Origin of the sequence: Flavobacterium franklandianum (genome assembly GCF_007097365.1) — a bacterium.
Classification (GTDB): domain Bacteria; phylum Bacteroidota; class Bacteroidia; order Flavobacteriales; family Flavobacteriaceae; genus Flavobacterium; species Flavobacterium franklandianum.
Genome location: NZ_VJZR01000006.1, coordinates 82,232 through 97,493, shown reverse-complemented (window position 1 = coordinate 97,493; position 15,262 = coordinate 82,232). Strand labels below are relative to the sequence as shown.

15 protein-coding genes are annotated in these 15,262 nt (G+C 33.7%); 6 read left to right on the top strand and 9 right to left on the bottom strand.

The features are described from left to right. Positions 1–29: 29 nt before the first annotated feature. Positions 30–758 (top strand): TrmH family RNA methyltransferase, encoded by a 729-nt coding sequence (locus tag FNW17_RS09000; RefSeq protein WP_143389711.1) that lies wholly within the window; start codon positions 30–32, stop codon positions 756–758. A 63-nt stretch (positions 759–821) separates the two neighbouring features. Here FNW17_RS09000 and porT read toward each other — a convergent pair whose 3' ends face one another. The 4 genes from porT to FNW17_RS08980 all read right to left on the bottom strand — a co-directional run bounded on the left by porT (position 822) and on the right by FNW17_RS08980 (position 3,265). After that, entirely contained in the window at positions 822–1,541 is a 720-nt protein-coding gene (gene porT / locus FNW17_RS08995; RefSeq protein ID WP_144071462.1) for a type IX secretion/gliding motility protein PorT/SprT, read from the bottom strand. A 1-nt stretch (position 1,542) separates the two neighbouring features. Further along, complete coding sequence (ubiE, locus tag FNW17_RS08990; protein ID WP_144071461.1) at positions 1,543–2,274, bottom strand: bifunctional demethylmenaquinone methyltransferase/2-methoxy-6-polyprenyl-1,4-benzoquinol methylase UbiE; 732 nt, start codon at positions 2,272–2,274, stop codon at positions 1,543–1,545. Between the two features lie 160 nt (positions 2,275–2,434). Further along, positions 2,435–2,920, bottom strand: coding sequence for a dihydrofolate reductase (locus FNW17_RS08985; RefSeq protein ID WP_143389708.1), 486 nt, complete (start codon positions 2,918–2,920; stop codon positions 2,435–2,437). 3 nt (positions 2,921–2,923) lie between these two features. Continuing rightward, positions 2,924–3,265 (bottom strand): 2TM domain-containing protein, encoded by a 342-nt coding sequence (locus tag FNW17_RS08980; RefSeq protein ID WP_143389707.1) that lies wholly within the window; start codon positions 3,263–3,265, stop codon positions 2,924–2,926. A 239-nt stretch (positions 3,266–3,504) separates the two neighbouring features. Here FNW17_RS08980 and FNW17_RS08975 point away from each other — a divergent pair, with 239 nt between their 5' ends. Further along, positions 3,505–3,801 carry an isoamylase early set domain-containing protein gene (locus tag FNW17_RS08975; protein ID WP_143389706.1) on the top strand — a complete coding sequence of 99 codons (297 nt, stop codon included), beginning with the start codon at positions 3,505–3,507 and terminating at the stop codon, positions 3,799–3,801. Between the two features lie 65 nt (positions 3,802–3,866). On the opposite strand, the gene FNW17_RS08970 is transcribed toward FNW17_RS08975, so the two are convergent. The 5 genes from FNW17_RS08970 to FNW17_RS08950 form a co-directional block, all read right to left on the bottom strand. Next, positions 3,867–4,292, bottom strand: a complete 426-nt coding sequence (locus FNW17_RS08970) for an HIT family protein (RefSeq protein WP_143389705.1) — start codon at positions 4,290–4,292, stop codon at positions 3,867–3,869. Between the two features lie 415 nt (positions 4,293–4,707). Further along, positions 4,708–5,532: a thymidylate synthase gene (locus FNW17_RS08965; RefSeq protein WP_143389704.1), complete on the bottom strand. Its 825-nt coding sequence runs from the start codon at positions 5,530–5,532 to the stop codon at positions 4,708–4,710. Positions 5,533–5,603: 71 nt separating this feature from the next. After that, positions 5,604–6,227 carry a bifunctional nuclease family protein gene (locus FNW17_RS08960; RefSeq protein ID WP_143389703.1) on the bottom strand — a complete coding sequence of 208 codons (624 nt, stop codon included), beginning with the start codon at positions 6,225–6,227 and terminating at the stop codon, positions 5,604–5,606. A gap of 164 nt (positions 6,228–6,391) precedes the next feature. After that, positions 6,392–7,357 (bottom strand): electron transfer flavoprotein subunit alpha/FixB family protein, encoded by a 966-nt coding sequence (locus FNW17_RS08955; RefSeq protein ID WP_143389702.1) that lies wholly within the window; start codon positions 7,355–7,357, stop codon positions 6,392–6,394. Between the two features lie 73 nt (positions 7,358–7,430). Next, positions 7,431–8,177, bottom strand: a complete 747-nt coding sequence (locus tag FNW17_RS08950; protein WP_143389701.1) for an electron transfer flavoprotein subunit beta/FixA family protein — start codon at positions 8,175–8,177, stop codon at positions 7,431–7,433. A 329-nt stretch (positions 8,178–8,506) separates the two neighbouring features. Here FNW17_RS08950 and FNW17_RS08945 point away from each other — a divergent pair, with 329 nt between their 5' ends. The 4 genes from FNW17_RS08945 (at position 8,507) to FNW17_RS08930 (ending at position 15,239) form a co-directional block, all read left to right on the top strand. Continuing rightward, positions 8,507–10,741: an FG-GAP-like repeat-containing protein gene (locus FNW17_RS08945; RefSeq protein WP_143389700.1), complete on the top strand. Its 2,235-nt coding sequence runs from the start codon at positions 8,507–8,509 to the stop codon at positions 10,739–10,741. 321 nt (positions 10,742–11,062) lie between these two features. Beyond that, a complete protein-coding gene (locus FNW17_RS08940; protein ID WP_143389699.1) occupies positions 11,063–12,040 on the top strand; it encodes a pyruvate dehydrogenase complex E1 component subunit beta in 978 nt (325 codons plus the stop codon). Between the two features lie 108 nt (positions 12,041–12,148). Next, on the top strand, positions 12,149–14,635 hold the full coding sequence (locus tag FNW17_RS08935; protein ID WP_143389698.1) for a DUF5686 and carboxypeptidase-like regulatory domain-containing protein: 2,487 nt from the start codon (positions 12,149–12,151) through the stop codon (positions 14,633–14,635). Beyond that, on the top strand, positions 14,601–15,239 hold the full coding sequence (locus tag FNW17_RS08930; protein ID WP_317129774.1) for a DNA-3-methyladenine glycosylase family protein: 639 nt from the start codon (positions 14,601–14,603) through the stop codon (positions 15,237–15,239). The genes FNW17_RS08935 and FNW17_RS08930 overlap by 35 nt, the downstream gene beginning before the upstream one ends. Positions 15,240–15,262 lie beyond the last annotated feature (23 nt).

Here is a 15,262-nt window from a genome sequence, read left to right as displayed (position 1 = left end):
AGATATTTAATTCAAAAGTACATTATTTTATGCTTAGTAAAAACCAAATAAAGCTAATTACGAGTTTGCAACAAAAAAAACAGCGACTTACCCTCCAACTGTTTTTTGCCGAAGGTATAAAAGGGATTCAAGAATTACTGGAATCCAATTTCGAATTGGTTCATTTATACACCACACAAAACGATTTCGATTCAGTTTCGAATGAAAAAAAAGTAGTCATAGACGAAACTGAGTTGAAAAAAATCACCGCTTTGGCAACACCAAATACATGTTTGGCAGTGTTCAAAATCCCTAGCGAAAAAAAAATAACCGAATCTGGATTAATTCTTGCTCTCGATTCTATTCGTGATCCGGGCAATTTAGGAACCATTTTGCGATTGTGTGATTGGTTTGGCATCAGTCAATTAATTTGTTCCAAAGAAACTGTTGATATTTACAATCCAAAAGTAGTTCAAGCCACAATGGGTTCTATTGCTAGAGTCAATGTAAATTATATTGATTTAGTGCCTTTTATAAGCCAAACTAATTTGCCTGTTTTTGGAACTTTTATGGATGGAACCAACATTTATAAAACTAATTTGCCGCAAGAAGGAATTATTATTATGGGCAATGAAGCCAATGGAATTTCGCCAGAAATAGAAAAATTAGTCAAAAACAGACTTACCATTCCGCGTTTTGGATCACTTCAAAAAACTGAAAGTTTGAATGTGGCTACTGCGACTGCTATTATTTTGAGTGAATTTAGGAGATTGTCTTAAAAAGGCTTCATCCCGAAAGCTTTTGGGACTACAAACTATCGACAGAATACTTCTAATTTATCACTAGTGAAAAGAAAAATTAATAAAAACCGCTCTCGTTTTCATAGATTCAATGTTGCCAGTCCAAGGACTTTCAAGATTATTATCACGAATCAATTCGTCATTTAGTCCAAAAACGCCTCGAATTGAAGGGGAGAAAATAAAATATTCCGAAAAAATATCGATACCAAAACCCAACTCATAATTAGTTGTCCAAGATTTTACTCTAAAACGGTCTTCATAATTGTCGTCTATCGATTTGGCATTACTAGAAAGGTTTAAGGTTGCCGAAACACCCCCCAATATATAAGGTCTAACATTTCCGGTTCTGAGTGAAGAAAATTTGAGTAACAGCGGAAAATGAAGGTTTGTACTGTTTACTTCTCGTATCAAATCTGAATAGGAAGGTGTTGTCTGAAAATAACTTGAAGGGTACTGCAAATCTCTTTTTGTGTAGTATAAACCTGGCTCAAACCTCAAATTGACGTGTTCATGAAGCCTCAAATCAGCGATAAGACCCACATTGAAACCCGTATTTTTTTTGACTTGAATGTCTTCGCCAACCGTTTTATAATCTATTTTGAAATCATAGGAATTAAAGCCTAAATAAAATCCAAAATACAATCTTTGCTGCTGAAAATTTTCTAAATTTATAATGGGGTCTTTACCAAATAGCTTATTAGGATTCTGTGCAAACCCTTTGGCGGAAACGACTAATAAAATTAAAACAACTATTTTTTTCATATTATTTTTTGGAAGCTGAATAAATTGTAGCAACGCCAAATGTTTGCGGCAAAGCTACTATATCTATAAACCCAATTTTTTTCAAAATATTGTTCAAAGCCTCACCGTAAGGAAAAGCCGCCGCCGATTCTGATAAATAACCGTAAGCAGCGTCGTCCTTTGAAAATAATTTTCCAATGATAGGAAGTATATTTTTACTATAAAAAGTATAACCTTGTTTGTATGGTGTTTTTTCTGGAATAGAAGTTTCGAGGATAACAAAAATTCCATTTGGCTTTAAAACTCTTAAAATTTCAGCCAATCCTTTTTCTAAATTTTCAAAATTCCTAACCCCAAAAGCCACCGTTATCGCATCAAAATAGTGGTCATCAAAAGCCATATTCTCAGAATCGCCCAAAACCATTTCAATTCTTTGAGATAAGTTTTTATCTAGAATTTTTTGCTTCCCCACTTCCAGCATTCCAGCTGAAATATCTAATCCTATAATTTTTTCAGCTTTAGTTTGCGCCATCAAAATTGCCAAATCTCCCGTGCCAGTTGCAATATCCAAAATGGTTTTTGGATTGGTATCGGCTACCATTTTCAAAACTTTTTTGCGCCATTTCACATCAATTCCAAAAGAAATAACCCGATTAAGATTATCATAATTTCCTGAAATAGCATCAAACATTGAGGCAACTTGTTCCTTTTTGCTTAACGTAGAATCCTTATAGGGCGTAATATTTTTTGACATTTTCTAAAATTTGAGGCAAAGGTAAACTAGATTTTTGAATATTAAATATTTAACTGAAAATTACTTTGTCAATTCGACTCAATAATTAGCGAGATTAAGTTATAAGTGTTTTCCAAATATTCTTGACAAACTCTGCAAATAAACCTTAAAAATAAGTTTTTTATATTTTTCTAACGAATGTTTGAAAAGTGTAATCATAAAGGTGTTTTTCGTCTTTTGGATTAAATACTTCCGAAGTTAATTCCCAGATATTGGGGTTAATTTCCGGAAAATAAACATCGGCTTCAAACGAATGGTGCACTCTTGTAATGTCAAGTTGATCGGCTAAATGAATGGATTGTGAGTAGATTTCGCCACCTCCAATAACAAAAACAGCTTCGTTTTTGGGACAAATTGAGAGTGCTGTTTCTAAATCTTGAACCACAATACAACCCTCGCAAACATAATTTTTTTGTCGAGTAATAATCACGTGAGTTCGGTTTGGAAGTGGTTTGGGGAAACTTTCAAAAGTTTTTCTCCCCATAATAATATGATGCCCAGAAGTAATTTCCTTAAATCGTTTGAAATCTTTGGGCAAATGCCAAAGTAAGTCATTGTTCTTGCCAAGAGCATTGTTTTCGGCAACAGCCGCAATCAAAATAATCATTTGTTATTGAGGGTTTTTGGAAGAATCTTCTTCTATTTGGTTTTGCAACTGATCGATTTTATGTTTTTGTTTGGCAACTAGCCTATCAATTTGATCCCTTTCCCAATTTTTATTCATAAACCGATCTGTAATAAACACTTTTATAAAATGTAAAATAAAAAGGAAAAACCAAAATGTAATTACCCAAATACACCAATTTGAAGTTATTCCAAAAATTGCAAAATGATTGGAAATAAACATAAATATACTTCCCAAAATTAGTAGGACAAAATGAAAATATAGTCCTTTTTTTTGTTTTAATCTTTTTCTGGCGTATTCGTATTGTTCGTGTTGTTCTTTTTCCACAATGAAAGATTTAGATTATAAAGATAAAAATAATTTTGCAATTTCATTATTTTTAATTGAATAATATTAAAAGAGAAAACGTTTTAGAATTTTGAATTTAGAAATATATTTAATTTAAAATTAAGAATGCATTTTAATTTTATGAAAAAATTTATCATACTCATAAAACTTCACTTTAAACATTGAAAGCTCAAATATCTAATTTACATTTGTTCCATAATTCTAAAAATGAAATAGTTATGTCTATTAAAAAACAATTTATAAAAACAAAACCAGTTTGTAAAGTTACATTTTCGGTTGAGGCAAAAGAATCAAACACCGCATCAGTAGTAGGAGATTTCAACAATTGGAATCCATCTGAAGGCGAGTTGTCTAAACTGAAAAACGGCACTTTCAAAGGTGTTTTTGATATACCAAAGGATGCCTCTTATGAATTTAAGTATGTAATTGATGGTGCTTTCATTAACGAGCCTGAATCGGATTCTTTCAAATGGAACGAATTTGCTGGCGCTGAGAACGGTGTCTTAGAGGTTTAATCTTAATACGAATTCCTATTCAGCGGATTTTTTGTTTTTATGTATTAGCATTCAAAAAGCGAATTTTATAATCCCGCTTTAATTTTTGCTATTACCATTGTATATTCTGTATCAGATAGTGTGGTTTTTTGTGGGTTCATTTCGAAAACGCCTCCAAAACCATAACCGTCTTTGTATTTTGGAACTACGTGCATGTGAAGATGTGAAATAGTATCTGCATAAGCACCATAGTTTATTTTATCTGGGTTGAATGCAGCAGCAATAGCTTTTGCCGTTGTTGCCACATCGCGCATGAAGGCATTGCGCTGGTCATCGCTCAATTCGTGAAATTCGACGCCGTGATCTTTGTAAACTACATTGCAGCGACCTTTGTAAGATTGCTCTTTAAACAAGAACAATTGTGATACTTCTAAATCACAAATTTTAATCATTAAATGGTGTAAGGTTTCGTTGTTTTGACAATACAAACATTCTGAAACTGGGGTTGGCATGGTGTTATTTTTATGTAAATAATTTTATACTTGTTTGCCTATTTTTATTGGTAAAGTTTGAAAATCTGTCTATCGGGGTTTAATTTGTTTAAAAAGGCTGATCTTTTAATAAATACCAAGCAACCAAACAAAACATTAAAAAAATTAAAGGCAATTCAATTATCAAAACTATACCAATTGCTTTCAGATTTAAGTACTTTGTTTTTTGATAACGCTTTTTTAAAATGGCTTTTGTAGTTAGGAATAGAAATGCAATTGCTAGAATGTAAAAAAGATAAAATATATATTCAGTTAATCTATAATTCATTAAAAAAATTAGTTTCGGTTTTTACAAAACTGCAAACAACTTGCATGTTGGACTTTGAAAATCATTTTAATTCACCCCTTATTTAAGTTACTTTGTCTAGTTACATAATCACACCGCAACACTTCCTTTTATAGCGTCGTGAGGCTCGTAATTTTCTAGTGTGAAATCTTCATAAGTAAATTCAAAAATGTCTTTTACAGCAGGATTCAAAATCATTTTTGGCAATGCTTTTGGTTTGCGCGACAATTGCAATTCGAGTTGCTCAAAATGGTTGTTGTAAATGTGTGCATCGCCAAAAGTGTGAATGAATTCGCCCACTTGCAAATCGCAAACTTGCGAAATCATCATAGTTAGCAAAGCATAAGAAGCAATATTGAAAGGAACGCCAAGAAAAATATCGGCACTTCTTTGATACAATTGGCAAGACAATTTTCCGTCGGATACATAAAATTGAAAGAAGGCGTGACAAGGTGGCAAAGCCGCTTTATTATTGGCTACATTTTCGGCAAATGATATTGAAGTATCTGGCAAAACACTCGGATTCCAAGCTGAAACCAACATTCTACGACTGTTGGGATTGGCTTTGAGTTCTTTGATAAGATCCGCAATTTGATCTATTTCTTCGCTGTTCCAATTGCGCCATTGGTGACCATAAATCGGACCTAAATCCCCATTTTCATCTGCCCAAGCATCCCAGATTTTTACACCGTTTTCTTTAAGATATTTTGTATTTGTATCGCCTTTGAGAAACCAAAGCAATTCATAAATAATTGATTTTAGATGTAACTTTTTGGTGGTCACCATCGGAAAACCATCGGCTAAGTCAAACCGCATTTGGTAACCAAAAACACTTTTTGTTCCAGTTCCTGTTCGGTCTCCTTTTTGATTTCCGTTTTCTAAAACGTGTTTTACTAAATCTAAATATTGTTTCATGTCATTGCGAGGAACGAAGCAATCTGTTCGTTTTTAAAGTTTTGTTTTTTATTCTGAAATCTGATATAAAACTATCTTTTTGAAATTTCGTCTCTAATTTTGGCGGCTTTTTCATAATCTTCGTGTTCTACAGCCTGTTCCAACAGTTCATTTAATTCTTGCAAACTGTGTTTTGAATAGGTTTCGCCCGATGTATTGCTTTCCTCATTCTGTTTGAAAGTTTCAGGATTTGAAAGCACATCGTCTATTTCTTGAGAATCTTTTTCGGGATTCAAAGGGTTTGATTTTAAGAAAATCCCAGCTTTATCTAATATGTTTTTATAAGTAAAAATTGGAGCATTGAATCGCAAAGCCAACGCAATTGCATCTGAAGTTCTGGCGTCAATTATTTCTTCGATTTTATCTCTTTCGCAAATGATGCTGGAGTAAAAAACACCATCAACTAGTTTATGAATGATAATTTGTTTGACCACAATATCGAAACGGTCGGCAAAATTTTTGAATAAATCGTGAGTCAAAGGACGAGGTGGTTTTATTTCTTTTTCTAAAGCAATAGCTATCGATTGTGCTTCGAAAGCCCCTATAACGATTGGTAATTTCCTATCACCATCGACTTCGTTCAATATCAAGGCATAAGCTCCATTTTGAGTTTGACTGTAGGATATTCCTTTTATTGATAATTTGACTAAACTCATGTTTTTAAGAGAAAAAGCAGAATGTGCTTGTTTATATAAAGTTATTTTTAATTAAAATAATGTGCAATTTTAATCAAAAAAAGCGGAACTAAAAAGCTACCTAAAGCAAAGATACAATTATCTTATTTTTAGGCAGCTATTTTGGTATTAGAATTATAAAATTTTTAATTCTGCTCTTTAAAAAGTTTTAGTTTTTCAATTAATCTAGGAACAACATCAAAGGCATCTCCAACAATTCCATAATCGGCAACTTTAAAAAATGGAGCTTCAGGATCTGAATTGATAACCACTTTTACTTTCGACGAATTGATACCTGCAATATGCTGAATGGCTCCCGAAATCCCAACGGCTATATATAAATTTGCGGCAACAGGTTTTCCGGTTTGACCTACGTGTTCTGAATGAGGCCTCCAATCTAAATCGGATACTGGTTTTGAACAAGCAGTTGCTGCGCCCAGAACTTCGGCTAACTCTTCGATCATTCCCCAGTTTTCAGGACCTTTCAATCCTCGACCTCCTGAAACAACAATGTCAGCATCGGCGATGGAAACTTTTCCTGAAACTTTCTCAACAGATGCTACTTTTATCCCAAAATCATTATCTCCAATAGTTGGATTAAAATCTTCTTCGGCTAAGTTAGATGTGTTTTCGAAAATTCCATAAGAGTTTTTGGCTAGGCCAATAATTTTTACATCACTACTTATTTCGGTAATATTGAATGCTTTGTTTGAAAAAGCGCTTCTTCGAACTTGAAAAGGCGAAGTGCTCACTGGCAATCCCACTACATTTGAAGCAAATCCAGCTTCGAGCGAAACGGCAACTAATGGAGCAAGGTAAATGCTGTCTGTAGTTGAGGATAATAAAATCAGTTTTGCACTTTCTTTTTGAGCAGCTTGTTTGATGACATCGGCATACGCTTTTGCTGAAAAACCAGACAATTTATCATTGGTAACTTTAAGGACTTTATCAACTCCATATTTTGATAATTCCGAAGTGTCTCCAGCATTTATGGTTACTGCTGTAACTGTTGTTCCTAAAGATTCAGCTACTTTTTTTGCATAGGAAGCCAATTCGAAAGCTACTTTTCTGAATTTTCCTTCTGCGGATTCTGCATATATTAATATTGACATAATTTTTTTGTTTAAAGTTTCAGGTTTAAAGTTTCAAGTTGCGCACTGAATACTGGACACTGAACACTGATTGCTATATAACCTTCGCTTCGTTGTGTAATAAATTGATTAATTCGTCCAAATTATCAGCAGCAATTAATTTAACAGCCGATTTTGGAGCTGGTTTTTCAAATTTGACAGCTTTAGTATTGACCGAAGCTTCGACTGGCTCTACTACGGTTAAGGTTTTTGCCCTAGCAGTCATAATTCCTCTCATATTCGGGATGCGTAAGTCTTTTTCTTCGACCAATCCTTTTTGACCACCAATTATAATAGGTAATGTGGTTGAAACAGTTTCTCTTCCACCATCAATTTCACGATTTGCTTTTACATTAGAGCCATCTATAATTAAATCGGTACAACAATTTATAAAATTATATCCTAAAATTCCCGCAATCATTCCTGGTACCATTCCGCCATTATAATCCAAAGATTCTTTTCCTGCAATGACGATGTCGTAGCCTCCATTTTTTATGACTTCGGCAAGTTGTTTGGCAACAAAGAAGCTGTCTGTTGGATTCGCGTTTACACGAATGGCATCATTGGCTCCAATAGCTAGTGCTTTTCTTAAGGTTGGTTCTGTTTCAGCTTCGCCAACATTAACAACAGTAATAGTTGCACCTTGCTGTTCTTGAAACCAAATGGCACGGGTCAATCCAAATTCATCATTTGGATTAATCACAAACTGAACTCCATTAGTATCAAATTGGGAGTCCTCATTGGTGAAATTAATTTTCGAAGTAGTGTCGGGAACGTGGCTTATACAAACTAATATTTTCATATGTTGATATTTAATTTTCTAAAATTCTTTTACAAAATTATAATATTATTTTGAATAATATACTATGCGCGCATAATATTTTTTAACAATTATATCGATTTCGTAAAAAAGATATTTGCAGAGAATTAAGATGTCATTTTATATTGGAAGTCAGATCAATAATTTTTAGAACATTCTTTTTACTTTGAAATCGATCCTTTTTTATTTCCACTTTTAAGAAAATGAAATCATTTTGGTTTAAAAAATACCTCATTGTAGGTATTTTTTTTTATTGTTAAAATTTGTATACTTGTTACTTATAATTATTGACTAACCAAATCTTTAATAACATGAAAAATAATTACCTATCTAATTTTAAAATTTTACTCGTTTTCTTTTCATTTGTTATTTCATCATTAGCGCAGCCGGCTCAAGATTACACACAAAAATTCAACGGTGACCAGATTTTTTTGAGCAGTACAAATTCAACTTTAAATTTAGGAAATGTTTTTACCATGGAAGCTTGGATTTTTCTTAAATCAGCTTCGGCTTATGGAATCGTAATGGGCAAAACTCTAGATCCAAGAAGCAACGACCCATTTCAAAACTATGTAATTGCTTTTGATGGAACTGGTCTAAAGCCTGAATTTGTTCAAACCACAGGATTAGCTGGGTCCTATGCCACGGCAACAAGTCCAAATGAAATTGCTCTAAACACATGGACTCATCTGGCAGCTACTTTAAATTTAGGTGTTTTGAGATTGTATGTAAACGGCGTTTTAGTAGCTACACAAAACAGTCCAGGTTTTCCAAACGCTTCTCCAAATGTCCCTTTTAGTATTGGGTCAGGAGCGACTCCTGCCTCACAAACTACATGTTGCGGTATAAATGGAGCCATAAAACAAGTTAGAGTTTGGAATGTAGAAAGAACCTCTGCTGAAATTTTATCGAATAAAGAAGTAAATTTATCAGGGAATGAGGCGGGACTTTTAGCTTGTTATCCCATGAACGAAAACTTGGGTCAAATAATAACCGATTTTTCTCCGAATGCAAATCATCTCATAAGAGGTATCACCTCGAATACAGAGTCGCAAGACCCCGTTTCTGGTTTAATTTCTGACTTAGGACCTTTTTTCGAATTTTCAGTAATAAATTTACCTACTATTTCTCATAGTTACGAAGATATTTATGTCATAAACTTTAACAATGATGGCAACGAGGATTTTTTAGTTTCGTCTCTTATATGGCCACCAACAATTCCGGCATCTTCCGCACCATTATTGACATTCTCTAATAATGGCGATATGAATTTTACGAATACAAATTCAATTTTAGGTTCAAATCAGGTGGTTCATCCAAGAGATTATTGCATTGGTGATTTTAATGGGGATAATAAAACGGATCTTTTTATTGCAGATCATGGAACTGACGTATCGCCATTCCCAGGAGGCCAGAATAGATTTTATACTCAAAATAGTAATGGAGAGTTGCAAGATGTAGCAGGAAATATTCCGAATGTTCTTGATTTTAGCCATAATACCGCAACAGCCGATATAGATAATGATGGGGATTTAGATATTTATGTTTGTAATATTTATAATAGCACTAGTGTGGGGCCAAGATTTTTAATCAATAACGGCAGTGGTGTTTTTTATGTGTCCACAACAAATTTCCCTAGTGAAATTGCTAATTTATCATCAGTATATATGTCAAGTAGGTTTGTTGATATTGACAAAGACAATGATCAAGACTTGATTTTAGGAGCCATTGATGGTGGTGGAATTGCTAAAGATCTAATATTATTAAATAATGGTACTGGAACTTTTACAAGCGGAATCCCTCTTCCAGATCGACATGGAAGTAGTACTTGGGGGACAGTTTCAATGGCAGTTGCAGATTTTAATAATGACACTTGGCCTGACTTGTTAATGTCGACCCTGTATCAATATCAAAAGTGCCAAATCCAATTGTTAATCAATAATCAAAATGGAACATTCACAGATGCAACCGCTAATATTCCGCAAAACTGGGGAACAGCATCTAACAATTGGATTAAATGGATTGAGGCTGGAGATTTTAATAATGATGGCAAAATAGATTTTGCCTGTACATCTCATTTTAGTCCGCAACCTAAACTTTTTTTTAATACCGGAAATGCAAACTTTATTGATGCTAGTGATATTTTGACAATTCCTAGCGGAAATAATGTGGCAAGTATGAGGGCTAGAGATTTCGATAATGATGGACGGATTGACATTGCAATTTTATGCGGAAACAAAGTAATTATGGCTAAAAACATTAAAAATTATGAAGTCACCTCCCCTTTGGATAGTGAAGAGTTTGATTTGGATGCTACTAATGATATTTTAATTTATCCAAATCCATTCTCGGAAAATTTGAAATTTGCGACCAATAGTGGTACCGAAATAAAAATGGTATCCATTTATGGCATTGATGGAAAGTTGGTATTTAATGGCGTTCCTAAAAACGGAAAAATTGAGGTTGCTCATTTAAATGAGGGTTTATATATTTTGAAGGTTAAAACGAGTATGAGTACAACAACAAGAAAGCTCTTGAAAAAATAACTAATTCATAATTGTTTTTGTATTTGTATTTGTTATAAATCCTTCATAATAAAGTCATTTTGTTGCAAATAGAACCTTGATTGTAAAAAAAATAGGAAGATAATTTTGATTGTTGGATTCATAACTTAGTTTAAACTGGCTCTCTTGCATAGTTTTAATAGCCCTGATAAAAGCGGAATCTATTACTTGCTTTCCTTAAGTAAATAAAAATATAGCGATTAGCGGGATTCGCCCCTTGTTATTTTAAACATAATTTTTGCATTTAAGTGGTTTAAAATAATTATTTTTGCGATTCGAAATTTACAGAACAACATGAAAACTATGAGAACAATACAATTTAGAGAAGCCATTTGTGAGGCGATGAGCGAAGAAATGCGACGCGATGAATCAATATACTTAATGGGTGAAGAAGTTGCTGAATATAATGGTGCCTACAAAGCCTCTAAAGGTATGCTTGCTGAATTTGGCGAAAAAAGAGTGATTGACACTCCTATCGCTGAACTTGGTTTTACCGGAATTGCTGTAGGATCGGCGATGAATGGTTGCAGACCTATTGTTGAATATATGACTTTCAATTTTTGTTTGGTTGGAATTGACCAAATTATAAATAATGCTGCCAAAATGCGTCAAATGACTGGTGGACAATTTAATGTTCCTATCGTTTTTCGCGGTCCAACAGCTTCAGCAGGACAACTTGGAGCAACACACTCTCAAGCTTTGGAAAATTGGTTTGCCAATACACCAGGTCTTAAAGTGGTAGTTCCATCGAATGTTTATGATGCCAAAGGGCTTTTGAAATCGGCTATTCGTGATAACGATCCTGTAATTTTTATGGAATCAGAACAAATGTATGGCGACAAAGGAGAAGTTCCTGAAGGAGAATACACCATTCCAATTGGCGTTGCTGATGTAAAAAGAGTAGGAACAGATGTTACCATAGTATCTTTTGGAAAAATAATCAAAGAAGCATTTATCGCTGCTGATGAATTAGCCAAAGAAGGTATTTCTTGTGAAATTATCGATTTGAGAACAGTTCGCCCAATGGATAATGCAACTATTTTAACTTCGGTTAAAAAAACAAATAGATTAGTAATTCTTGAAGAAGCTTGGCCATTTGCAAGTGTTTCTTCTGAAATAACTTATATCGTTCAAGAGCAAGCTTTTGATTTTCTTGATGCGCCAATTCAACGTATTACCACAGCAGATACACCAGCACCATATTCGCCAGTTTTACTAAAAGAGTGGTTGCCAAATGCTAATGATGTTATCAAAGCAGTAAAAAAGGTATTGAATAAATAAGCTGTTAAACTTTTCTGAATATTAGTCACTTTAAGAAAACTAATGTCTGAAATCAACTAAATTTGAAACTTCATCAGAATCTAAATTTGATGGAGTTTTTTTTTGATTATGATAAAGAATTTTTTGAATTATTTGCTTTTTTTAATTGCTTTTACAACTTCCGTTTTCTCTCAAACAAAAGTTAGCGGTGTAGTTTTAGACAAGCAAAGCAAACCCATTCCTTTTGCGAATATTGCTTTCAAAAACTCAAGTGAAGGGGTTGTTTCTAGTGAAGATGGTGTTTTTTATTTAGAATCTTCAAAAACTTATAAAACCATTATCATCTCCTCGGTGGGCTATTCCGACAAGGAAATTGATTTAGAAAAAGCAATCAATTATAATTTCAAGATTCAATTAAAAGAAATTGAAACTTTAAATGAAGTTGTGATTTACAGAGGAAAAACTTCCAAAAAAGACAATCCAGCATTAGATATTCTTAGAAAAATTTGGGAAAGAAGACGCAAAAACGGTTTGTACCTTTTTGACCAATACCAAATGGAAAAGTACGAAAAAATAGAATTTGACATGAATACTATTGATAGTGCTTATATGAAAAATAAGTTGTTCAACGGAATGGAATTTATTTTCAAGCAGGTAGACACCTCGAAGATAACAGGAAAAACCTATTTGCCTATTTTTATTAATGAAGCCTTGTCAGACGTTTATGGTGACAACAAATTAAAAAAAGTTAAAGTCAAAACAAAAGCCAACAAAACCTCAGGCTTTAACGGGAATCAGCAAATTTTAGCTTTTGTAAATGATTTATATACCGATTTCGACATTTATGACAATCACCTTACTTTCTTTGACAAAAGTTTCACAAGCCCACTTTCGACAACCGGAGTCGATGTTTATAATTATATTTTAAGGGACAGTGCTTACATCGATAACAAAAAGTGTTTTAACATTGTTTTCTATCCAAGGAGAAAAAACGAATTGACTTTCAAAGGCGATTTCTGGGTGAGCGATACCACTTTTGCCATCAAAAAAATTAATTTGGCTGCCACCAGAAGCGCCAATATTAACTGGGTAAAAGACATTTATATCGAACAGGAATTTGAAGTTATGAATGATTCTATTTTCCTGATGACCAAAGATTATATGATGACGGATTTTGCTTTAAACAAGAAAGAAAACTCCAAAGGTGTTTACGGAAAACGAACTTCCTTATACAGAGATCATAAATTCAATACCGAAAAGCCAGAGAAGTTTTATAAAGATGAAGTCAATTATTTAGACAAAGACGTCTATAACAAATCCGAGGCCTATTGGGATGAAAACCGATTTGAAAACCTCACCAAAGACGAAAAAGGAGTGTATAAAATGCTTGACACCTTACAGACTGTCAAAAAATTCCAACAGTTATATAGCCTGGTCGAAATAGTTGATAGTGGTTACATTCATTTTGGCGAATTAGATTATGGTCCTATTTATTCTGTAATTGGACAAAATTCTGTCGAAGGTTTGCGATTGCGAACTGGAGTAAGAACTTATACTGACCCTAATGACCCGTGGCGATTGCAAGGATATATAGCCTATGGGTTTAAAGATGAAAAATTCAAATATGGAGTTACTGGTATATGGATGCTGGAACCCAAAAAACGAGTAATCATTTCTGCTGGGAATCGAAGAGACATCGAGCAAATTGGCGCATCGCTCACCACAACAAATGATATTGTTGGACGAAATTATGCTTCTTCGGGATTATTTACTTTTGGCAGTAACAACAAACTTACGAATGTCAATTTGAGCAACGTTCAAGTTGAAATTGAACCTGTAAAAAACTTAACTTTTTCAACTGGTGTTTCCTATCGAACATTGCTATCGGCATCACCAGAATTCAGCCTAGATTATTATACCGATTTATCCCAAACGACAATCCAAAGTCAAGTAAAACAGTCTGAAATAAATTTTCAAGTCGAATATACTCCAAAAAGGATTCCTATTGCTTTTGGTGTCGAAAGATACAATACCGATAGTCCTTTTACAAGTCTTTTGGTCACGTACAGTCAGGGATTCAAAAACTTGTTTTCGAGTGATTTCAATTATAAAAAATTACAATTATACTACAAACAACCCATTATAATTGGCCCACTAGGGAGAACAGATATTACCGTCGAAATAGGGAAAACATTTGGTTACATTCCACTCGGTTTAATGAGCATTGTACCAGGAAATCAATCACTTTTCCGCATTTCGAACACATTCAACAACCTTCAATTTTATGAATTTGTTGCCGATCAATACGTAACTTTGAATTGGGACCACGATTTTCAAGGGCGATTTTTTGCTAGAATTCCTTTTATGCGAAAACTCAATTGGCGCGAAAATATTGGCGTAAAATCAGTTTACGGAACCGTTTCAAACGAAAATAGAACCATAAACGCTTCGGGATTAGTGTATAATGCACCCGACAAAGTGTATTGGGAATACAGCACAGGAATTGGTAACATTTTCAAATTTTGGCGTATTGATTTTTCGTGGAGAGGCAATTATCTCAATATGCCCGATGCCAATAAATTTGCAACAAAAATTTCCTTTGGGTTTTATTTTTAGTATGCAAGAAGCCATCCAATATCTGAAAGAAAAAGACATTGTTTTCAATTTTATTATTGAAAAATATGGTTTGCCGATACTTCCCAAACGTCCTCAAGGATTCGAGACCTTAGTGTTATTAATTCTCGAACAGCAAGTTTCCATCGATTCGGCCAAAGCCACTTTTCTAAAATTAAAAACAAAACAACCTCATTTTAATCCAGAATCGTTGCTTTTATTTTCAGATGATGCCTTTCGGAACATTGGCGTAAGCCGACAAAAAACTTCTTATATAAAGGCTTTATCGCATTCAATTATAAATAATCATATTGATTTAGATAGCTTGGCAACCAAATCTTCTGAGCAAGTTCGGGAGGAATTAATCAAAATCAAAGGTATTGGCAACTGGACAATCGACATTTATTTGATGTTTTCGCTTCAAGCACCAGACATCATTCCGCTTGGAGATATTGCTGTAATAAATACCATCAAAGAACTCCTTGACATTCAAGACAAACAAGAAATGGAAAATTATGTTTCCAAATGGAGTCCACATAAATCTGTAGCCACTTATCTTTTATGGCATTATTATTTAAGCAAAAGAAACAGGAAAGTGGTTTATTAAGATGACAGTCTGAGGAATATGCC